This is a genomic window from Lysinibacillus sp. NPDC056959, from assembly GCF_042674095.1.
Taxonomy (GTDB): Bacteria; Bacillota; Bacilli; order Bacillales_A; family Planococcaceae; genus Lysinibacillus; species Lysinibacillus zambalensis.
Map to the genome: position 1 here is coordinate 183,720 of NZ_JBHURE010000006.1, position 21,291 is coordinate 205,010.

Consider the following 21,291-nt stretch of genomic DNA (forward strand, 5'->3'; position numbering starts at 1 on the left):
CAAAAGAAAGCGTTCATGCTCTGCACATTTTGTAAAATTAATCTGTTCTTATGTTTTTATAGCTACAATCTTTTAGAAACAGCCTTTAAAAATCCATTTGACGTTTTCTACTATTTTTTGTATTATATTTGAGAAAAGAATGCCCGGACTAGAACGGGAGAGGTTCATAGCTGATACCCTCTATAAAAAACTATGGAAACATGATAATTATGCCATGTCCATATCGGACGTGGCTTTTTTTATGTTTTTACTTACGTTTTATTAGAACGATTGGTGATGCCTCTTTTGAAAAGTGTTGGGAAACATTTTACAAGGAGGTTTTTTTAATGTCTGGCCGAAGCCATGAAGAAGGACTGTAGGATTTACCATTATTGAGTAACCAAAGTACACAATATTTTAATTCGGAAAAGATTGATTATCGATAACTACGGTATTGAATCGTTCAATTAAGAAAGAGGTATTTAGCTACCCTCTAAAAAAAACTAAAAGAAGCAGTACTTTTTCTTATAGTGCTGTTTTTTTGAAACAAGGGAGTTTTTACAGATGAAGCAGGAAAAAGCAATTGTTGTATTTAGTGGAGGTCAGGACAGTACAACTTGTTTGTTCTGGGCAAAAGAACGTTTTCAAGAGGTTGAGGCAGTAACTTTTGATTATGCCCAAAGGCATCGTCTTGAAATTGAATGTGCAAAGAAGATAGCAGAAGATCTCGGTGTCAAGCATCACATTCTTGATATGTCACTCCTGAATCAGCTTGCTCCGAATGCATTGACACGACAAGACATAAAGGTAGAAGACGGAGAAAATGGTGAGCTTCCATCGACTTTTGTACCTGGTCGAAATCTTCTCTTCCTTTCATTTGCGGGCGTTTTAGCGAGCCAAGTACGAGCTAAGCATATTGTAACTGGCGTTTGTGAAACGGATTTTAGCGGATATCCGGATTGCCGAGATGTGTTTACTAAATCTTTGAATGTAACGTTAAATTTATCGATGGATGCTTCCTTTGTTATTGATACACCATTGATGTGGCTGGATAAGGCACACACATGGGAACTTGCTGATCAGTTTGGAGCACTTGAATTTGTTCGGGAAAGAACGTTAACTTGCTATAACGGTGTAATAGCAGATGGCTGTGGTGAATGCCCAGCATGTAAACTGCGAAAAAAAGGGCTTGATGAGTATTTGAGTTACAGGAAGGAGTCATAAGGCATGTCAGATTTTAGAATCGTCGATAAGCTCCAAAAACTAGATGTAGATATTCAAAGAAATCAATTGAACTATCATGCAAAGCGCGTTCTCGTAAGTAAAGAATTTACCTTCGATGCTGCTCATCATTTACATAACTATGAGGGGAAATGTAAAAACCTGCACGGTCATACGTATCGCGTAATATTAGGACTGAGTGGTTACACTGATGAACGGGGTTTGATGATTGATTTTGGTGATATTAAAGGAATATGGAAAGAAAAGATAGAGATTCATTTGGATCACCGTTATTTAAATGAGACGCTTCCACCAATGAATACGACGGCAGAGAATATTGTTGTTTGGATTTACGAAAAGTTGGCTGCGGCCTTGCTTGATGAACAAAGATATAACGGTGCGCGTGTTGAGTTTATCCGGTTATATGAAACTCCGACTAGCTATGCAGAAGCGAGACGGGAGTGGATGGAAGTTGAGTAAGATACCTGTTATCGAGATTTTTGGGCCGACGATTCAAGGTGAGGGAATGGTAGTTGGCCAAAAGACAATGTTTGTGAGAACTGCCGGCTGTGATTATTCCTGTTCTTGGTGTGATTCATCGTTTACGTGGGATGGCAGCGGAAAGCATCTTATTGTCCAAATGACAGCTGAGGAGATTTGGTCTGAGCTGAAACGTCTCGGAGGCAGCGGTTTTTCATTTGTTACGATTTCAGGCGGCAACCCTGCACTCATCCAAAATTTAGAGAAGCTCATTGCCATTTTAAAAGAAAATGACATAAAGGTCGGGGTGGAAACACAAGGTAGTAGGTGGCAAAAATGGATGTATGAGATTGATGAGTTGACAATTTCCCCAAAGCCACCTAGCTCTGGTATGACGACAAACTATTCGATGCTCTCTGAAATCTTCGAAAAACTTGAAAATCGAAACAGTAATCATCATGTATCTCTTAAAATAGTCGTTTTTAATCAAGAGGATTACGAGTATGCTAAACAAATTCACCATCGATATCCAACGATTCCTTTTTATCTTCAAGTCGGTAATGATGATCTCACGACGACTGACAATTCACGATTAATACTACATTTATTAGATAAATATCATGCACTGATTGATAAAGTGATGAAGGATGAGGAATTAACAGATATCAAAGTACTGCCACAGTTGCATGCCCTTGTTTGGGGGAATAAAAGAGGGGTATAGTGCACTTATGGCTTTAAGACATATTCTATTTGAAGTAGAAAATACTATTTTAATAGGAAGGAAATAATTACCTTACGTAGAATAATCTATATAAGAATAGAAAGTATTCTAGATGAGGTGTTCGATTGAATAAAATAAGAACTGAAACAGAAAGATTAGTTATTCGATTTCTTGAAGAAGGTGATTATTCTTCTTGGCTAACCCAGTATGAAAATCGTTTACCTTCTCAACATAAATACGATCAAGGTAAATTAGATATGAGCATCTGTACGAAAGAATGGTTTCGTGATTTAGTTACTAAACATCAGCAAATGGCTGAAGATGACAAAGTCTATGTATTTGGAGTATTTAGAAAAGAAGATAATACTCATATTGGTTTTATAGACTTTTCGACAATTATGAGGGAAGAATTTCAATGGGCCAGGTTCGGATATTCAATTCATAACCAGTTTTGGAGAAAAGGTTATGGGAAAGAGGCTGTAAAAGCTGCCTTTGATCTAGCGTATAAAAAATTACATTACATCGAATAGAAGCTCATATAAACCTTGATAATATAGCATCTATAAAGTTAGCAGAAAGTGTTGGAATGGTGTATGAATGCACGAGGAAAGGATTCATATTCGAAGACGACAAATGGACTGATCATCTAGTTTATTTTATAAACGCAAAATAAGTTTATAAGTAGACAAGAACAAAGAAGTTTTTTGTATACATTCTCTTATGAAGATTAAAAAGCAATAGATTTTAATAAAACCCCTGATTCTTCTGCTTAGCGTAGAAAAATCAGGGGTTTTTATTTAAACCTTTGATAAGTAACAAAAACTATTTTCACAAATAATAAAAAATCCTACCATTTTATCTACTTTTCAACCTTAATTTGCGTTAACTTAATATAAAAATAAGTTAACGCAAATTAAGAATAGGAGGAAATTACATAAAGTTATTACATGTTAATTTAAAAAGTAAGATGGAGGAAAAAAATGACCCGAAAGTTTTCTACTTATGATCTTGCTCAGATTTCATTGCTAGCATGTCTTATTATCATTACAGGCATGTTTAAAATTCCAACAGGTATTCCTGGGTCTGAATTTCAATTATCAGCACCCATAGCAGTTGCGATTGCAGCGGTATTTGGGTTTAAGCGGTATTTTCTAGCGGGGATTATTGCAAGTTTAATCTTATTTTTACTAGGGATACACTCGATCTTAAATGTGGAGATCGCATTGATTTTCCGATTGACTGTAGGCCTACTCATTGTTTCATTTGGGACTTCAATTCCAGTACTCGTTTTGGCAGGCCCAATTGGAACAACGATTGCTAGATTTGGTTTGGCTTATACGTTAGGGACTCCATTTTTACCGTTATTAGCTGTGGCTATTCCAGGGATGGTAATCACAGCTGTTAGTGTCTATCCCATAACGAAAATGTTACATACAATTAATAAGAAAGTAGTAGGTAATCATCATGTTAAAAGCGTGTTATAGCATTCGAATGCGTGCGGCTGAAAGAAGTCCTGAACTAGGGGAAAAGCATATATCTGGTGGTGAACGGATAGGTAGTAAATCTCAGATAGAGCCAATTGTAAAACAGTTATTGAAGAAAGCAAGTAATCATTCACGTGGCGATGCTGACTTTATTCAAATTACCGTTGAAAAAATTGCGCCTGATCAGATACAGTATATATCACCATTAGAAATTTCAACAGTTGAGGAGGCTTCAATCGAAAAGGCACGTAGTGAAGCAAGAAAGATACTAACCTCATTAGGTGTTTCAGAGCATGCACTGGATGTTGCTTTTCATCAACTTAGTAGGTATCAAAATCTTCGTGGGGCAATCATCCTAAATAGTAAAACTGGCTTACGGCTTGACGATCGAGGACAAAAGGGTGTGCGTGTATCACGAATCGATTGGCAAGATGATGATGGAGACCTTAATGAGCGTGTAGGTGAAGCGTTGGCTCTGGCGTCGAAAGTGGCAAATTCTCCGTTTACAATTGCAGAATTATGTTGGTCTGATGATCCAGATTACGTGACTGGATATGTAAGTAATCGTGGCATTGGCTATGTCAGAATTACTCCGTTAAAAAGGGATGGCTGTGAAAGTGGAGGTCGTGTTTATTTTGTGTCTGATGAAGTTGAACTAGAATCTTTTATAAACTATTTAGAAAGCGTACCGGTTCTCATTAGGAGGGATTAAAAAATGGATCATTGGTTTCAACGGGAACTACAATTAATAGAAGAGAAAGGATTGACAAGGAAGTTACGTTCGTTTTCAAATGGCAATGAGAGCGAGGTAATCATAAGTGGTAAGAAATTCTTGCTTTTTTCATCTAATAACTATTTAGGCCTTGCAACAGATTCTCGGTTGAAAAAGAAAGCATCGGAAGGTATTAGTAAATATGGTACAGGAGCTGGTGGTTCGAGATTAACAACTGGAAATTTCGATATTCATGAACAGCTTGAATCTGAAATTGCCGATTTGAAAAAAACTGAAGCTGCCATTGTTTTCAGCAGTGGTTATTTAGCGAACATTGGCGTGATTTCGAGTGTGATGAAGGCAGGTGATATTATATTTTCTGATGCCTGGAATCATGCGAGTATTATAGATGGTTGTCGCCTCAGTCAAGCAAAAACAATTGTTTATGAACATGCTGATATGGTGGATTTAGAGCATAAATTGAAGCAATCACGTGGAGATGGAAAGAAGTTAATTGTGACGGATGGCGTCTTTAGTATGGATGGTGATATTGCTCCACTTCCCGAAATCGTTGCGCTAGCAAAGGAATACAATGCTTACATAATGATTGATGATGCGCATGTGACAGGTGTCTTAGGAACTGATGGTCGTGGTACTGCTGATTATTTTGGGTTGAAAGATCAGATTGATTTTACAGTGGGCACGTTGAGTAAAGCGATTGGTGCAGAGGGTGGTTTTGTGGCGACGTCAGCAATTGCAAAGAACTATTTACTAAATAATGCTAGATCATTTATTTTCCAAACAGGTTTATCTCCAAGTGCGATTGAAGCCGCGCGAGAAGGGATATCCATTATTCAAAATGAGCCCGAACGAAGGGAACAATTGCTGAATAATGCTACGTATTTACGTTTGAAATTGGAGGAATCCGGTTTTGTAGTTAATGAGGGGGAAACACCAATTATAACGCTTCTTATTGGTGATTCCCATGAAGCTGTGCAATTTTCTGAGAAACTTATGGATGAAGGTGTCTTTATTCCAGCGATTCGACCACCAACTGTGCCAAAAGGGTCAAGCCGATTGCGGATTACAGTGATGGCTACACATACAATGGAGCAGCTCAATACAGTTTTAAATAAAATGAAGAAAATAGGAAAAGAAATGGGTATTGTATAAAAAGTCTTATAACACTTAATAATGTTGAAAATATGTAAATAATAGTTGGATTACTGAGATTTTCCGTTTTCAAATCAATAGTTCATAACAAAACCCCCTGATTCTTCTACTTAGGATAGAAAAATCAAGGGGTTTAATTTAAACCATTACCGTTATTTGTCACAAATGACTCAATGCTTTGACACTCACTTTAACTGTTAAATTGTGCTTTCCACCTGAATAAACACCTTCAACAGGGCTTATATCGGAATAATCACGGCCAATGCATAAAATAATGTGATGTTCTAATACTTCAACATTATTAGTTGGATCTAGACCAATCCAGCCGATTCCCGGTATCATGACTTCTACCCAAGCATGGGTTGCAATATCTCCGATCAAGGCAGAGTTTTCGTCCACATATAAATAACCGCTCACATAGCGCGCTGGAATTCCTTTAGCTCTTAGCACAGCCAGCATGACATGTGTGAAATCCTGACAAACACCTCGCTTCAGGGCGAAGGCTTCACTTGCCGTAGTTGTCACATCGGTTGCACCCGGATCGTATTCAAAAGTCGAGTATAAATATTGCATTAAATTTAATGAAAATAGTACAGGATTTTCAGCATGACCAATGGCATGATAAACTTCCTCTAACTGATTTTCTGTCATATACGTAAATTGTGTAAACTTTATATAGGGCAAATAATGCTCATAAAACAATTGCGAGTGAAAAATCGTCTGCATCTCTGGTGAATATTGAATACGATGAATGAATGGTGCACGTTGAATGCTGACAATAGAGGTTGTTTGAATTTCTAGTTCTTGATGCTGCTCTGGTATATAAAAAGTGCCAACTGTATTGCCCCATATATCTGTATGCTCCCGTGTTAAAGATGAAGGTGTAATGGCAATGCGATAGGATAATAAGCGCTGACGCTCATCGCCTCTTGGCTTTAAGCGGATTGTATTTAAGCTTTGATCGACTTCAGACTCATATTGAAAAATATTAGTATGTTGAATTTCAAATTTCATAGTGTCCGCTTCCTTTGAATTACTGACTTGCTTGTTGATAGGGAGCTGTCGTTGATTCCTTTCAAGGTTGTACGCTGGGTTCATATAAATGATATATTGTTGAAAATGTATTGCCTAAATCAATACATTGACACAATTTTTCCTCCATTAATAAAATTGTTTCTTCTAATGTACTATTCCAAACATCTACATTCATGATAGCAAACAATAAATTATCTAATGGAGCATGTAGCTCTAAAAATCTAGCAGAAAGAGGATCGTTTTCTAAACAAATAAATGCTTCCTCTAATTTTTGTAAGCAAAACATCACTGAACGTGGAAAATGCTTATCTTGTAATAAATATTGGAGCACACATAGTAAGTTAGTTTGGCGATGCTTTTGTAAATAAGACTCCGTCGCCTCTGATAAATCGAGTAAAAACGAACCGTCCGCTTCTACTAAGGAGATAGCTATCTCCTTATGTTGCTCCAGTATAATTAAAGCCATACGAATCGTTTTTTCTGCACGCTCTAACCATTTTCCAACTTGTATGAAATAAAACGGTACATCTCGATTCATCGAACCTTCGATAAGCCCTGTCACCGTTAATGAAGTTTTACGAACATTTTGTAAAAAAGAGTTAAGAACGATAAGTGGAATAGGTCTTTCACGTTCCAATAGTTCTTGCTGTAAGGATAAATAAAAGTCATTTTGCAATTCCCAAAGCTCAATGGGAATGCTATCTCGAGTTACACGCGCATTTTCTCTAACGGCACATAAAGTAGCATGAAGAGCGTTACAGTTATTAGTAGAAAAGAGTAGATATTCGATAAGTGGATTAACTCGAATCGACTCATATAAGGTCAAGTATTCTTCCTTCGAGGCGCAAATATTCAACACCGCTTCCCAATGATCGATGTATTCATTTTCATTGCCAGATTGCTCCAACATATTCAACAGCTGTACTTGTAATATATGTGCATTCGATTGTGATCGTTCACTATATCGTGCCATCCAGTATAGTGCATCGGCTACTCGACTTAGCATATTGCAATTCCTCCTTTAATATCCACGTATCTTTTGCTCCTCCACCTTGTGAAGAATTTACGACTAAAGATCCTTCTTTTAATGCTACACGTGATAAACCGCCAGGAAGCACATAAATATCTTTACCCTTCATCACATATACACGTAAATCAACATGACAAGGATAAAATCTTCCATCCTGAAAAGCTGGTGCTCTAGATAAACTAATCGTTGGCTGTGCAATGTATTGATGTGGGTTTTCCATAATTTTTTCTTTATAAATAGCGATTTCTTCATCACTCGCATGCGGACCAATAAGCATATCATAGCCACCAGAGGCACTAACATTTTTTATAACAAGTTCTCTTATATGCTCAAGAACCCAAGCTAATTGACGATGATCAGCTAGGTGATAAGTTTTCACATTACGTAAAATAGGTTCCTCATTCAAATAGTAACGAATCATATCCGGTACATAGGCATACATCGCCTTATCATCAGCAACACCGTTACCAACTGCATTTAATATAGCAATATTTCCAGCTTTATAAGCCTCCATAATATGCGGAACCCCGAGTAAAGAATCCTCACGAAAAACAACAGGATCTAGGAAATCATCATCAATTCGACGATAAATAATATCGATTTGTTCTAGACCGTAGATAGTCTTCATGTACACCTTATCATCTCGGACTACCAAATCACGGCCTTCAACAAGCTGAATATTGAGCTGTTGTGCTAAAAAAACATGATCGTAATAGGCCGAATTATACATGCCAGCTGTTAAAAGGACAGCTTTAGGTTCTCTATTCGGCTCCATACAAGGTGGCCGATGAGCAAGGAGTGCCTTCTTCATAAAGGCCATTTGTTTATCGAGTGACTGGATCGTATGTTTAGAGAAAAATTCAGGATACACTTCCTTCATCACAGATCGATTTTGAAAAACATAGGAAATACCTGAAGGATTGCGTAAATTATCTTCTAACACGTAATAAACACCATTTTCATCACGAATCAAATCGATACCAGCTAAAAAAATATGATTATCGATAGGTACTTTTACACCAAGCATTTCTTTATAATAATACGGATTGTTTTCAATGAGCTCTCTCGGAATAAGCCCATCCTCAAAAATAGATTGTTCATTGTAAACATCATGTAGAAAGCAATTTAACGCTTTTACACGTTGCTTCATCCCAGCTTCTATTTCTTGCCACTGTTCATTTGGAATAATAATAGGTATAAAATCAAAGGGCATTGTCCTTTCTGTTCCACCTTGTGCTCCATATACGGTAAATGTAATGCCTTGTTTAAGGAATCTAGATTGTGCTTGCTGATATTTTTCCTCTAATTGGTCCTTTGTGAATGCATTGAGCTTATGGTGGAAAGACCGATAATGAGGCTTCGGTTGATTGCCATCTAACATTTCATCAAAAAACAAACCAGATTCGTAAAACTTCATCATATGGATCGCCCTCCGAATTTAAGTAGTAGAGAAAACGTGTTACACTAAATATGAATCAATTTCGCCTTGGCGTAATTGTAGTAAATGGGTACCAATTGAAAAGGAACCACATCCGCATTCATCTCATCATTTTTAGAGAAATGTAGATAAATACATAAAAGGAGCTAGTAAAAATGACAATCATTAATTTAATGCAAGCTTATGAGTTAGACAAGCTTTCGAAATTAGATTTTACTAATAAGGAGATTGTGCGTACATTGCAAACAGGGGATTTATCAGTTTGGCAGGAAAAAGTACCAAACTATGAATTTTCCGAAACAATGGCACTTTTTCAAGAAGGGGAACAATTATTTTTGGACGCTTTGCATGGTAACTACCGTATCAAATATGTAACTTTGCCAGGCATTCAACGTCTACTGTATCTTCGCTTCCAATTAGAAGAAGGTAAGGATTATCAATTATTAGAAACAGGAATCCAACATTTAACTTGTAATGAGGAAACAATCGAGAAGCTTCAACGTATGCTATCAACAAATTGGTCTTTAACAAAACAAGTAGGTGGGACATATAGCATCTTTATTTCGTAAACGGATGTAGTCCTGGCGTAATGGACGCTTCACTGCCTTACAGGTAAAAAATGCGCCTGGAATTGATAAAATCCAAATAATCCCACGCGCGTTATGAGAGAAATCGACATGTATAGTTACCCATCTTTTCATTTTTCGAATCATCTCACAGCGCATAGTTCATTTAGTCCACTAGATTTAAATATTCATTTTTTTTGTGATTTATGCCTAAAAAGTGAAAACTTCTAAAAAACTTTTAAAAAAAGGTGATTTTCTTTCTATAAGGAAATCATCTTTTTTGTCGATTAAGAAAAGAACACTTGTTCCTTTTGTTAAAAAATATCATTTATTTCATTAAAAAGTTCCCAAATTTATATTTGGGAACTTTTTTTCGTGGTAAAATAGAGCAAATAGAGGTGATTTTATGGAAAAGCCTAAGCTACCAAAAATAATGAGAGATTTCCTAGTTTATTTAACAACGATTAAAGGGAAGTCTCAACGTACTAGAAAAGAATATGAATATGATTTGACATTATTCTTCCGTTTTTACATAGCCATTCAGAATGAACATGAACTATCAGATTTAACGAAAATAGATATTTCTACTATTTCAATAGAAGAAATTCGTGAGATGACCTTAGAAGATCTATATTTATTTATGGAATATTGCGAGGTACAGCGTGGAAATTCTGCATCAGCAAGAGCGCGTAAAGTAGCAACGTTGAAGTCATTCTTTAAATACTTGAAAGGGAAACGTCGCCTTGTAGAGGAAAATCCGGCAGATGAATTAGAAACACCAAAAATAGGACGGAAAAGACCAATCTATATGAATATCGAGGAAGCGACGCAATTTATCGACGGGATCCAGCCAAATCGAGCTTCACCAAGAAACTATTGTATGATGATGTTTTTCTTGAATTTAGGAATTCGTGTGACAGAGCTTTGCCAGCTAAATAAGTCATCCATACAAGGGCGCTACTTAACAGTTGTTGGGAAAGGGAATAAAGAACGGACTGTTTATCTGAATGATAGCTGTGTACAGGCACTTGCAGACTATGAAAATAGCGGGAAAACAACATTTAAAGGTGAGGGAGAGGAGCCCCTTTTCATCTCACAAAAAGGAACACGATTTACTCGTCAAACCGTCGCTAAAATCGTTAAACGAATTAATCAACAATCTGGACTTCAAAAAGAACGACTGACACCACATAAGTTACGTCATACATCCGCAACAATGATGTATAAATCAGGAGCGGATATTCGAAGTCTTCAGCACATACTGGGGCACTCAAGTGTGGCAACAACACAAATCTATACACATATTGAAAATGAAGAGCTGCAACATGTACTCGAAAACAATCCATTCAATATTGTTCGTAGTAGAGAGCAATTCATTGAATAAAATAGGCAACTAAAAAAGCCGATTATGCTTACTTGTAGGAATCGGCTTTTTGGCACAATTATCTGTTGTTAGCTTCCATTTCATCAATAGAGTTTGTTAGCTCAATAAACTGTCTTTCGATTGCCGTAATACTTCAGCATCTATACATATCCAAGGCGGAGTTTATCTGGCTTTTCAATTAGAAATCAGGGGAGAAAAGGGTGCATTTCGCTTAACACAAAAAAATTCCTATGGCCATGTCCAATTTGGTCATCTTATCATTGAAGAAAAAATGATACACCCTACTAATTTGTTTAATTCTAAAGATGTTTTATATGAAGAACTAAAAATGCCATCAAAACTAAATAATGACGCTATAAGCTATGTGAATCAAGCGTATACGTTGTTGGCAAAAGATATATTTGAGTGTACAAGACATATTCTGGATTTTAATGACGCTGTCAAACTACATCGATTGTTAGATGCAGTTCGAAAATCTGCAAAGAACGGAAAACGAATACTGATATAAACAAATATAGAATACTTCACATCATATAAAACATATACAGAAAAGGGAGTAAAAAACACTTAGTGGAGGAGATATCATATGAGTCAATTAATTAACGACCAACTATGTGAAACAAGAAATAACTTAGTAGAGGAGATCAAATTATTAAGTGATACTCAATTCAACGCTAAGCCTGATGCAAACAGTTGGAGTATAGCACAGGTTTGCCATCATTTAACTTTAACGGAGGCATCTTTCATAAGATTGATTGCATGGGCATTAAAACAAGAAAATAGTAAGCAAGCGGGACGTAAAAATATTCATATTATCGCAGATAGAACAAAGAAAGTCCCAGCGCCAGAATTTGTTGTTCCAGCTGAAGACTTTTTTACAGTTCAGCAAATTATTGAGTTACTTGACGAATCGAGAGGTAAATTTACAGCATTCCTTGATACAATTGAAGATCCATCTTTATTAGCAGAAAAATCCTATAAACATCCTTTTCTTGGCGATTTACCCCTCGATCAATGGGTAGAACTAGTTTCTATTCATGAACAACGACATATTGAACAAATAAAAGAAATAAAAAACATTCATCAAAGTTGAGCACTAATGAACTTCTAGGAGACTAAATACAAAGAATGAAAAAAAGCAAAGCTCGAAATTATATTAAAGAATTAATAAAAAGAATGAAAAAAAGCAAAACTCGATATTATATTAAAGAATTAATAAAAAGAATGAAAAAAAGCAAAACTCGATATTATATTAAAGAATTTATTATAGCAATTAAAAATTCAATCGTATCAGAAATAATTTGGAACATTTTAATATTTATCCCTAAAATGATCTTCCGATTATTGAAAAATTTATGGTGAATGGTCCAATTTCTCGATATTAATATTGAGAAATTGGGCTTTTTTGAAGTTCTAAAGAAGGAAACAAGTCACAAAAAGAAAGTAAGGACAGAGAGCCTTCCCTTCTTTTTTTGATTAATGGTATAATTATCATTATTTACTATTTTCAGTTAGGAGAAGTTATGAGAATTTATAAGTTAATTATTATATGCACTTCTATTATACTCTTATCTGGGTGTACTACATTTTCATCTAAAACAGAAGTACCCTCTAAAAATGAAACTTCAGAGGCTGTAAAAAAAGACCCTGTTGTTTTGGATAGCAAACATAAGGAGAAAGACGATAAACCTGTTGTCGTAGATATCACCAATACGGAAAAAGGCGATGAATCAATAGGTTCTCGTCCTATTAAAATATATGAAGAGGTAGCGGCTCCTCTAGGTGGAAGTAAATCATATTTTACTTATGAGGAAGATTTTCCATTTAGAGTGTCCGTATCAAATACTGGAACGAAAAGGTTTTATTACAAAATTCAAAATGTAGATAAAGAAGAAAAAATTGCAAATGGTATTTTAAACGGTAACGAAAGTTTTGAAAAGCTATTTAAAGGATTTCCCAAAGGAGCTTATGTCATAACTTACCGAGTAATAGAGGAAGAGCATCCAGTAGATATCAAACTAAAAGTAAAGGTAGAGATACTTCCTGAAGTATAATATTCGAAATAAAGAGAGCCATTGTTTTGATTAATCTTTTTCAAAACAATGGCTTTTATTATTTCATTAAATTAATACTTCAAGGATATTTTTAAATTGTAAAGCTTGACGAAATGAATCATCTGTTATATATTAATAAAAAATAATAACAACTGTTATAAAACAGTTTAATTTTAGGAGGAATTCAAATGTCAAAGTATCGTGATGGTTATGAGTTTTATTGTGAGATGTGTGAGCGTTATGGTTTAGAGCCAATTTCTTTCCGCTATTATGTGCTACAGTTATCACAGCAGCAACTTTCAGCTTATAATATGCAAGCAAAACAACTAGGTATTTAAAAGGTTTAAGATTAAAGGATGTGATTATAACGGACGCCGACGTGAATATTTTATGAAAAGCCCAGCCATACTAACTATAATGGACTGGGCTTTCAACTATTTGAAAGAAATATCAGACAATTCATTGACATAGTAAAGAAACTGTTATATATTATTAAAAAATAATTAATCTGTTGTATAACAAGAAAAGAAAGATGAGAATTTCTCAATATTAAACTGGATACGAAATTTTATCATTATTCAGTAGAAGACATTCACCTTTGAAGATGTGATGTCACTGATTTTCAAAGGAAGGAATTGTACGCTCACAATTCAAAATTCAGACTCAATTACGCCAAGGCGAATTTGATTGAAAGGATTGTGAACAATTTGATTTAGAGCCCATCAATTCCCATTTTTAAGTAAATCAATTATCACAAGAACAATTAGACTATTATTATGAAGTTCCACAAATGGAAGGAAGTATTACGATGACAAAATATCGCGAAGGCTATGATTTTTACCGACAAGTATGTGAGAAACACGGTTTAGAGCCCATTAATTTTCACTATTATATGTTGAACTTATCTCAGGAGCAACTTGATGCCTACAATGAACGAGCCAAAACATTGGGAGGTCCAATAGAATATGAAGTCTCTTAGCTTATAAAATACCTTACTGCCTAGTTATGACAGTAAGGTATTTTTGGTAACTATCATAAATGAAGTAATTATTCAAGTATCTAAAAATACAGAACAATCATTCAGTTGGAAGATAAATAGGCTAAACATAACATATAAATAGACTAAGGTACTTAGTGTATTCCAAAACAAGCGTATTAAATGAGTTAAAAGACCTTTTTTTGAGTCTGTTCTAACAAAAATCATTGTAATATAGATTTAAACGTTTGAATATTTGGGTTGAATTAACTGCTTTTCTAATACTATAATGTAATTACATAATAAAGGGCGATATCCCATAACTTTATACCCCGCATTTTATAAAGCAAAAGTACCAAACCCTTCTAATGAACGGAGAATGTAAATGATGAATATCACGCCTAGTAGTATTAATCAAGTTAACTATAGTCTGAAAGAATTGCAAGATATTTTTTCTGCAATGAATAGTTCAATCATTGTGGCAATCACAGACCGAACTGGGAAAATTACGTTTGTTAATGATCATTTTTGCAAAATTTCTAAATATACACGTGAAGAATTATTAGGGCAAGATCACCGTTTACTGAATTCAGGTTACCATCCACGATCTTTCTTTAGAGAAATGTGGAAAACGATAGGTAAAGGTGACATGTGGAATGGCGAGGTATGTAATCGCGCAAAGGACGGTAGTCTATACTGGGTGAAGACGACGATTTTTCCTTTTCTTGATGACAATGGTAAACCATATCAATATATTGCTATTCGAGTCGACATAACTGCACAAAAAGATATCAAAAAGATTACTCATATTGCCTATCACGATGAATTAACAGGGCTACCAAATCGTCGTAAGTTAGAGCAACGTTTAGAAAATGAATTTCATCAATCTCGACGTACAGGTGAGAAGTTTGCGTTATTTTTTATTGATGTAAATCGTTTTAAAAACATTAACGATGGACTTGGTCATATCATCGGGGATCTGTTCTTAGTGGAAATGGCGCATCGCCTACGCAACATTGATTACACATCGAATTCTATCTACCGCCACAATAGTGATGAATTTGTAATTATACTAAACGATGTTGAACGTATTGAAGAGAAGGCTGAGGAAATAATTAGCGTCTTTAATGAGAGTTTTATTGTGAATACGTATGAATTTTACGCAAGTATTAGTGTTGGAATTAGTATTTTTCCAGACCATGCAAACTCTGTAGAGGAATTATTGAAAAATGCAGATATCGCAATGTATGCTGCGAAATCTTCCCGTGGTAATCAATATCGCTTATATCGTCCAAATATGGATGAAGTCAATGATAAATGGCTATTACTTGAAACAAAATTACATCAAGCGTTAAAAAAAGATATTTTAGAATTACATTATCAACCAAAGATTGATTTAAAAACAAATACAATGATTGGTATGGAGGCTTTACTTCGTTGGCATGATCCTGTACTTGGGCATATACCTCCGGATCACTTTATTCCATTTGCTGAGGAATGTGGGCTTATAAATGATATAGGGGTATGGGTGTTAAGAAAAGCATCCGCCCAAGCACGCGCTTGGAACGAGGTACATAATTTAAACTTACGTGTTGCCGTAAACATTTCTCCGATTCATATTAGTACGACAGGCTTTGTCGAAATGGTACGCGAAATTATGTCAGAAACTAAAATCGATCCACACTTATTAGAAATTGAAATTACAGAAATGAGTATGTTGGATTATACTGAAGACTTGCTCAATACTATTAATCAATTAAGAGCACTTGGTATTACGATTTCATTAGATGATTTCGGAACGGGTTACTCATCACTCAATTACTTAAAATCATTTCCCGTAGATGTTTTAAAAATAGATCGGGCATTCGTCCGTGATATTTTACCTGAAAAATCAGGCATTGCCATGATTTCAGCTATGATCTCTCTAGCACATGCCCTAAATCTTCAAGTAGTAGCTGAAGGCGTCGAGGAAGAAGCTGAATTAAAAGTGCTGCGTGAACATGGCTGCGAGTACGTACAAGGCTATTATTTCAGTAAGCCACTATCGGTAGATGACTTTACGCAGTTGATAGTTGAGAGTAATAGTTAGTCGTTAGAAAGGATCTTGTCATTAATTTGGACAAGATCCTTCAATTGTTTAGAGATGATTTTCTATCGTGGAAGTACAGTTTTAACAGCCGGATAAAAAATGAACTGGGGGTATCCTGGAAGTTTATAAATGATTTCTTCTAAAACATAATGGGATACTGCTCGTATTGTATAACAGCATTAGAAGCAATTGAAATTGAAAACAGCTTTAAACGAAAGCTACAAGGCATTCCTTTTGGCTATATCGCAATTAATCAAGAAAATTAACGATTTTCCAAAAGGTGTATCCCAAATCAAATGGTGAAAATCCTTTACTATTGAAAGAGATCTTTAGTACGAAAAGCAATGGCAATTTTCAGATATTTCCCGAAAAATAATTATTAATATTTGAAATTTTTTTACTGTTTTGCTAAAGTTATATACAATATTAATTGATGATGTGGCCAAGTAGGGTAGAATTGTGAAACAGAAAATATAGCAATTGTTGAGAGCTATATCACCGCTTTTATCTGAAACCTACCACGGAGATGTTATGCAAACATAACCGAGTCGTTTTCGTTACAGAACGTTTGAGGGTTTTAAGATGTTCTTAAAACTAAATTCAAGGTGGTACCACGTTAATTCGGCACAAAGACGTCCTTATTTTAAGGACAGCTTTGTGCTTTTTTGTTTTTTTTTTCAATAGGTGACAAACACCCTTATCGAAATGGAGGAAAGAACATGACAACACAACAAAACGATTTTTCAAAATGGTACATTGAGACAATTCAAAAGGCAGACTTAATGGATTACACACCGGTCCGAGGCTGTATCGCATTTAAACCGGACGGCTATGAGATTTGGGAACATATTCAGGAGGAAATGGACCGCCGTTTTAAAGAAACAGGCCATCGCAACGCTTATTTCCCTATGCTAATCCCTGAATCCTTTTTCCAAAAAGAAAAAGATCATATCGAAGGTTTCTCACCAGAACTTCCTTGGGTAACAGAGGCAGCAGGCGAGAAATTAGAGGAACGTTTAGCACTTCGCCCGACATCTGAAACGATGATAGGACACTTATATTCAAATTGGATCAAAAGTTATCGTGATTTACCGGTCCTCATTAATCAATGGGCAAATGTTTTTCGTTGGGAGAAAAAAACACTTCCGTTCATTCGAACTTCTGAATTTTTGTGGCAAGAAGGCCATACAGCGCATGTTGATGAAGAAGATGCACGTAAAGAAACAATGCAAATGTTAACGATCTATAAAGAGGTAGTGGAGGATTTACTTGCAATCCCTGTCTATGATGGACAGAAAACACCTTCAGAACGTTTTGCAGGAGCGATTGATACATTTTCAATTGAAGCAATGATGAAAAATGGCAAGGCCGTGCAAGCTGGTACCTCTCACTATTTAGGGACAAAATTCGCTGAAGCCTTTGATATTAAGTATTTAAATAAAGCCAATCAGCATGAACATGTACACACAACATCTTGGGGGACTTCCACACGCTTAATCGGTTCGGTCATTATGGTTCACGGTGATGAACAGGGGCTTGTTTTACCGCCACGAATTGCACCAACCCAAGTTGTCTTAATACCTGTAGGTCCATGGAAAAAGAACCCTGAAATATTAGAGAAACTAGATGACATCTTCGCAGCCCTTAAGAAGAAGGGAATTCGAGTTCGTTTAGATGATTCAGACCAATCACCCGGCTTCAAATTTAACGAATGGGAATTAAAAGGTGTCCCGATTCGTATTGAACTAGGACCTCGTGATTTAGAGAAAAACCAAGTATTATTAAAAGCACGAGATGAAGATGAGAAGCAATCCATTGAACTGAATGACATTGTTTCAGCCATTGAGGTAGAACTAACAACGATGCAATCACGTTTATTTGAAAAAGCACGCACATTCCGCGATGAAAATGCTCATACAACGATTGATACACTGCAGGAATTACAGCAGCATATTAACCCGTCCCAGGAAAACAGATCTATACCAGGCTGGATTCTTGCTGGATGGTGTGGAGATGATGCATGCGAGGAAAAAGTGAAAGAAGAGACAAAATATACTTCTCGTAATATTCCATTTAACCCTCCAACTACGAAGACTACTTGTATTTGCTGTGGCAATGAAGCGAAACATACAGTTTGGTTTGCTCAAGCATATTAATCATTGTAGAGTTTAAAAAAGGATAATATTACAAATATAATAAGCTTGTTTCTCGCATTTTGAGAAACAAGCTTATTTTAATATTTAATTCTCTAGATAAACTCCGCAGTATCTCCATATAAACTACAGGTTACCCATTTATAGTATAGCTATCAAGGAGGTAATGAAAATGAATTTTATCAAACGAGCATTTTTAAGTGTTAAAGCAAGGAAGGGGAAATCGCTAATATTATTCACTGTATTTCTAGTAGTTTCCAATTTAGTATTAGCGGGTTTTGCAATTCAAAATGTCTCACAAAAGGCGAATGATCACGCTAGACAAACATTAGGTGTAGACGTGAGTCTTAGAATGGACGAAGAGAAGCTTATGGAAAATGTGGCGAAGCAGCGAGAAGAGAATCCAAATGGAAAAATAAAACACCCTGAACTTTTTGCAGATGAAGCAGACCAGTTAGCTAAATCACCCTATGTAATAGACTACAACTATCTAAAAAGTGACATGCTTGTTGCAGATGATTTTGCACCTATTAATAGTGAACAAGATGACGAAGGGGTAGTTGGAACTGTAGGCGGTAGTCACTCTGAAAATATGAAAATGCCTAATACATTTATCCAAGGTGTAAGAAGTTCTGATTTATTACAAGAATTTACAGATGGAACGAATGAAATTATTGACGGTCGTCCGATTACATCAGAGGATACGAATAAGAAAGTAGCTTTAATTGAAAAACGGTTAGCCGAACAAAACGAGCTTCAAGTCGGTGATAAGTTAAAGATTAAATCACCTGAAGAAACATCAGAGGTTGAGTTAGAAATAATAGGGATCTACAAAAATTCCGGGATCACTGATTTCGAGGCAAATTTACCAGCTATGATGCATCCGTCTAACAAAATATACACTATTTATGATTCGACGAAAGAAATGCATGAAGAAAGTGATGAAAAGGGTGTATCTATTAACGAAGCAATTTACTACTTAAATGATCCAGAAAATATTGAGGATTTTAAAGCGGAGGCAAAGAAAGCAAATATTGATTTCGATCTATTTAAGTTAGATGCGCATGATGCTTTATATCAAAAAATGGTAGGCCCAATCGAGAATATTGCCGCTACTTCCAAAATGATTGTCTATTTAGTATCCATTGCAGGATCCATTATATTAGGTCTTATTATTATGTTGACCATAAAAGAGCGACGTAAAGAATTAGGTATTCTATTAGCCATCGGTGAAAAAAAGAGGAAATTAATAGGACAACTGTTAGTAGAAGTACTATGTATAGCTGTACTAGCATTTGGCATTTCTATCATTACAGGTAAAACAGTGTCTCAAAAAATGGGAGACAGTTTATTACAGCAAGAAGTGATTGCTGCCGAAGATCAACAACAAGAATCAAATACTTTAGGATTCTCGTTTGGAAGTATGAATAAACAAGATAAAGATGTAGAGCCTATCGACGATATTGATGTAAGTATATCATCACAAGATGTGTTGAATTTAGGTGGATTAGGGTTATTAATCGCGATTTTATCAACACTTATTCCAGCATTATCAATTCTTCGTTTAAATCCAAAAGAAATTCTATTAAAAGATGAGTAGGAGGAGTCATATGAACACGATATTACAATTTAAAAATCTATTTTACTATTATCAAAGTAATAATAAGAAGAATACTTTATTAGAGAATGTAAATTTCACCTTTGAAACAGGATGTTTCTATAGCATTTTAGGTCCATCCGGTTCAGGAAAAACAACCGCACTTAGTTTAGCAAGTGGATTAGATAACCCAAAAGAAGGACATGTACTTTACAAAGGAAAAGATATACGGAAAATTGGTTTAGATAAATACAGAAATAAATATGTTTCGATCATCTTTCAATCTTATAATCTCATTACGTATATGACGGCACTTCAAAATGTCGTCACGGCAATGGAGATTACAGGAGTTAACATAAATGATAAAAAGAGAAGAGCGCTTGAATTATTAGAAATGGTTGGCTTGTCGGAAATCGAAGCAAAAAGAAAGGTGTTACAGCTTAGCGGCGGTCAACAACAGCGTGTAGCCATAGCTCGTGCATTGTCTTGTGAAGTAGATTTATTAATTGCGGATGAACCGACCGGTAATTTAGATGAGAATACTTCGGATGAAATTGTAAAATTGTTTAAAGAACTAGCTCATAAAGAAAACAAATGTATTATCGTTGTCACTCATTCCCAGGAAGTCGCTAAACAATCTGATAAGGTAGTGTATCTTGAAAAACAAAATTTGGTTTGTAAAAGTTTGAAGAAGAAACGGGAATAAAATGTTATCGAAAACCTTTTATAAAAATGTAAAATTGGAGTGAAAAAAATGTGGACGAAAATAGCACCATCCATTGCCTTAGTAACAATAGGAATAGCAATTGGTTTATTTGCGAATTTGATTAATTTAGGTGGAAACCTGGATCAAAGTGAAACGAATATGGACCAAGATCATAACACGTATTCAGAAGAAAAGATTCCCGATCAGCGACAGTGGGAATCTCCAAATCCAAGAGGAGAAATGACACCAGAACAGTGGGAGGAGTTCACAACAAAACCAGATGAACAAACACCAGAACAGTGGGATCCTTATTCATCTAATTCAGAAGAGGATATGATACAAGGTTCTACATCGGGTTCTACATCTCCTAATTGAATTTCTTAAATGTATGTAAATACAATTCTGTAAGATAATGAAGCCAATCAGATATATTTTCAGGCATAAATAAACTAATAGTTATGATAAACATATATTCCCCTTAGGATAAACAGGC

Annotated in this window: 21 protein-coding genes, 1 pseudogene, 1 riboswitch and 1 other annotated feature; of the genes and pseudogenes, 19 read left to right on the plus strand and 3 right to left on the minus strand. The window is 35.5% G+C overall.

The genetic code is table 11. From position 1 onward, the window contains the following. Nucleotides 1–153: 153 nt before the first annotated feature. A riboswitch (PreQ1 riboswitch) is annotated at nucleotides 154–200 on the plus strand. Nucleotides 201–543: 343 nt separating this feature from the next. The 7 genes and pseudogenes from queC (at nucleotide 544) to bioF (ending at nucleotide 5,770) form a co-directional block, all read left to right on the plus strand. Further along, complete coding sequence (gene queC, locus ACFTQ7_RS10090) at nucleotides 544–1,203, plus strand: 7-cyano-7-deazaguanine synthase QueC (protein WP_386828404.1); 660 nt, start codon at nucleotides 544–546, stop codon at nucleotides 1,201–1,203. Between the two features lie 3 nt (nucleotides 1,204–1,206). Next, on the plus strand, nucleotides 1,207–1,680 hold the full coding sequence (gene queD, locus ACFTQ7_RS10095; RefSeq protein ID WP_349657894.1) for a 6-carboxytetrahydropterin synthase QueD: 474 nt from the start codon (nucleotides 1,207–1,209) through the stop codon (nucleotides 1,678–1,680). Then, complete coding sequence (gene queE, locus ACFTQ7_RS10100) at nucleotides 1,673–2,401, plus strand: 7-carboxy-7-deazaguanine synthase QueE (RefSeq protein WP_386828405.1); 729 nt, start codon at nucleotides 1,673–1,675, stop codon at nucleotides 2,399–2,401. The genes queD and queE overlap by 8 nt, the downstream gene beginning before the upstream one ends. 125 nt (nucleotides 2,402–2,526) lie before the next feature. Continuing rightward, a pseudogene (locus ACFTQ7_RS10105) lies at nucleotides 2,527–3,074 on the plus strand (GNAT family N-acetyltransferase). Nucleotides 3,075–3,381: 307 nt separating this feature from the next. Continuing rightward, nucleotides 3,382–3,885: a hypothetical protein gene (locus ACFTQ7_RS10110; protein ID WP_386828407.1), complete on the plus strand. Its 504-nt coding sequence runs from the start codon at nucleotides 3,382–3,384 to the stop codon at nucleotides 3,883–3,885. Further along, a complete protein-coding gene (gene bioW, locus ACFTQ7_RS10115) occupies nucleotides 3,866–4,597 on the plus strand; it encodes a 6-carboxyhexanoate--CoA ligase (protein WP_386828408.1) in 732 nt (243 codons plus the stop codon). The genes ACFTQ7_RS10110 and bioW overlap by 20 nt, the downstream gene beginning before the upstream one ends. 3 nt (nucleotides 4,598–4,600) lie before the next feature. Continuing rightward, the gene (gene bioF / locus ACFTQ7_RS10120; RefSeq protein ID WP_386828409.1) at nucleotides 4,601–5,770 is read left to right on the plus strand and encodes an 8-amino-7-oxononanoate synthase; all 1,170 of its coding nucleotides are present in this window, start codon (nucleotides 4,601–4,603) and stop codon (nucleotides 5,768–5,770) included. A 159-nt stretch (nucleotides 5,771–5,929) separates the two neighbouring features. Here the strand turns inward: bioF and ACFTQ7_RS10125 are convergent, their stop codons facing one another. The 3 genes from ACFTQ7_RS10125 to ACFTQ7_RS10135 form a co-directional block, all read right to left on the minus strand. Continuing rightward, nucleotides 5,930–6,784 carry a transglutaminase family protein gene (locus ACFTQ7_RS10125; RefSeq protein ID WP_386828410.1) on the minus strand — a complete coding sequence of 285 codons (855 nt, stop codon included), beginning with the start codon at nucleotides 6,782–6,784 and terminating at the stop codon, nucleotides 5,930–5,932. Nucleotides 6,785–6,845: 61 nt separating this feature from the next. Continuing rightward, nucleotides 6,846–7,811, minus strand: a complete 966-nt coding sequence (locus tag ACFTQ7_RS10130) for an alpha-E domain-containing protein (protein ID WP_386828411.1) — start codon at nucleotides 7,809–7,811, stop codon at nucleotides 6,846–6,848. Continuing rightward, a complete protein-coding gene (locus tag ACFTQ7_RS10135) occupies nucleotides 7,765–9,255 on the minus strand; it encodes a circularly permuted type 2 ATP-grasp protein (protein ID WP_386828412.1) in 1,491 nt (496 codons plus the stop codon). Before ACFTQ7_RS10135 ends, ACFTQ7_RS10130 begins: the two co-directional genes overlap by 47 nt. Before the next feature lie 173 nt (nucleotides 9,256–9,428). On the opposite strand from ACFTQ7_RS10135, the gene ACFTQ7_RS10140 reads away from it, so the two are divergent. From ACFTQ7_RS10140 to ACFTQ7_RS10195, 12 genes are all read left to right on the plus strand, one after another. Beyond that, entirely contained in the window at nucleotides 9,429–9,842 is a 414-nt protein-coding gene (locus ACFTQ7_RS10140; RefSeq protein ID WP_386828414.1) for a hypothetical protein, read from the plus strand. A 403-nt stretch (nucleotides 9,843–10,245) separates the two neighbouring features. Further along, a complete protein-coding gene (locus ACFTQ7_RS10145) occupies nucleotides 10,246–11,223 on the plus strand; it encodes a tyrosine recombinase XerC (protein WP_386828416.1) in 978 nt (325 codons plus the stop codon). A 328-nt stretch (nucleotides 11,224–11,551) separates the two neighbouring features. Next, nucleotides 11,552–11,731 carry a hypothetical protein gene (locus tag ACFTQ7_RS10150; protein WP_386828417.1) on the plus strand — a complete coding sequence of 60 codons (180 nt, stop codon included), beginning with the start codon at nucleotides 11,552–11,554 and terminating at the stop codon, nucleotides 11,729–11,731. Nucleotides 11,732–11,809: 78 nt separating this feature from the next. Next, on the plus strand, nucleotides 11,810–12,316 hold the full coding sequence (locus tag ACFTQ7_RS10155; RefSeq protein WP_386828419.1) for a DinB family protein: 507 nt from the start codon (nucleotides 11,810–11,812) through the stop codon (nucleotides 12,314–12,316). Nucleotides 12,317–12,746: 430 nt separating this feature from the next. Next, nucleotides 12,747–13,277, plus strand: coding sequence for a hypothetical protein (locus ACFTQ7_RS10160; RefSeq protein ID WP_386828421.1), 531 nt, complete (start codon nucleotides 12,747–12,749; stop codon nucleotides 13,275–13,277). A 188-nt stretch (nucleotides 13,278–13,465) separates the two neighbouring features. After that, the gene (locus tag ACFTQ7_RS10165; RefSeq protein WP_004230023.1) at nucleotides 13,466–13,615 is read left to right on the plus strand and encodes a hypothetical protein; all 150 of its coding nucleotides are present in this window, start codon (nucleotides 13,466–13,468) and stop codon (nucleotides 13,613–13,615) included. A gap of 470 nt (nucleotides 13,616–14,085) precedes the next feature. Next, the gene (locus tag ACFTQ7_RS10170) at nucleotides 14,086–14,256 is read left to right on the plus strand and encodes a transcriptional regulator (protein WP_079562331.1); all 171 of its coding nucleotides are present in this window, start codon (nucleotides 14,086–14,088) and stop codon (nucleotides 14,254–14,256) included. Between the two features lie 382 nt (nucleotides 14,257–14,638). Then, complete coding sequence (locus ACFTQ7_RS10175) at nucleotides 14,639–16,342, plus strand: putative bifunctional diguanylate cyclase/phosphodiesterase (RefSeq protein WP_386828425.1); 1,704 nt, start codon at nucleotides 14,639–14,641, stop codon at nucleotides 16,340–16,342. A 424-nt stretch (nucleotides 16,343–16,766) separates the two neighbouring features. Next, nucleotides 16,767–16,985 (plus strand) — a binding site (T-box leader). A gap of 76 nt (nucleotides 16,986–17,061) precedes the next feature. After that, a complete protein-coding gene (gene proS, locus ACFTQ7_RS10180) occupies nucleotides 17,062–18,498 on the plus strand; it encodes a proline--tRNA ligase (protein ID WP_386828427.1) in 1,437 nt (478 codons plus the stop codon). A gap of 169 nt (nucleotides 18,499–18,667) precedes the next feature. Next, the gene (locus ACFTQ7_RS10185) at nucleotides 18,668–20,095 is read left to right on the plus strand and encodes an ABC transporter permease (RefSeq protein WP_386828429.1); all 1,428 of its coding nucleotides are present in this window, start codon (nucleotides 18,668–18,670) and stop codon (nucleotides 20,093–20,095) included. A 10-nt stretch (nucleotides 20,096–20,105) separates the two neighbouring features. Then, nucleotides 20,106–20,798 carry an ABC transporter ATP-binding protein gene (locus tag ACFTQ7_RS10190; RefSeq protein WP_386828431.1) on the plus strand — a complete coding sequence of 231 codons (693 nt, stop codon included), beginning with the start codon at nucleotides 20,106–20,108 and terminating at the stop codon, nucleotides 20,796–20,798. Nucleotides 20,799–20,846: 48 nt separating this feature from the next. Then, the gene (locus ACFTQ7_RS10195) at nucleotides 20,847–21,173 is read left to right on the plus strand and encodes a hypothetical protein (protein WP_386828433.1); all 327 of its coding nucleotides are present in this window, start codon (nucleotides 20,847–20,849) and stop codon (nucleotides 21,171–21,173) included. Nucleotides 21,174–21,291: the final 118 nt, after the last annotated feature.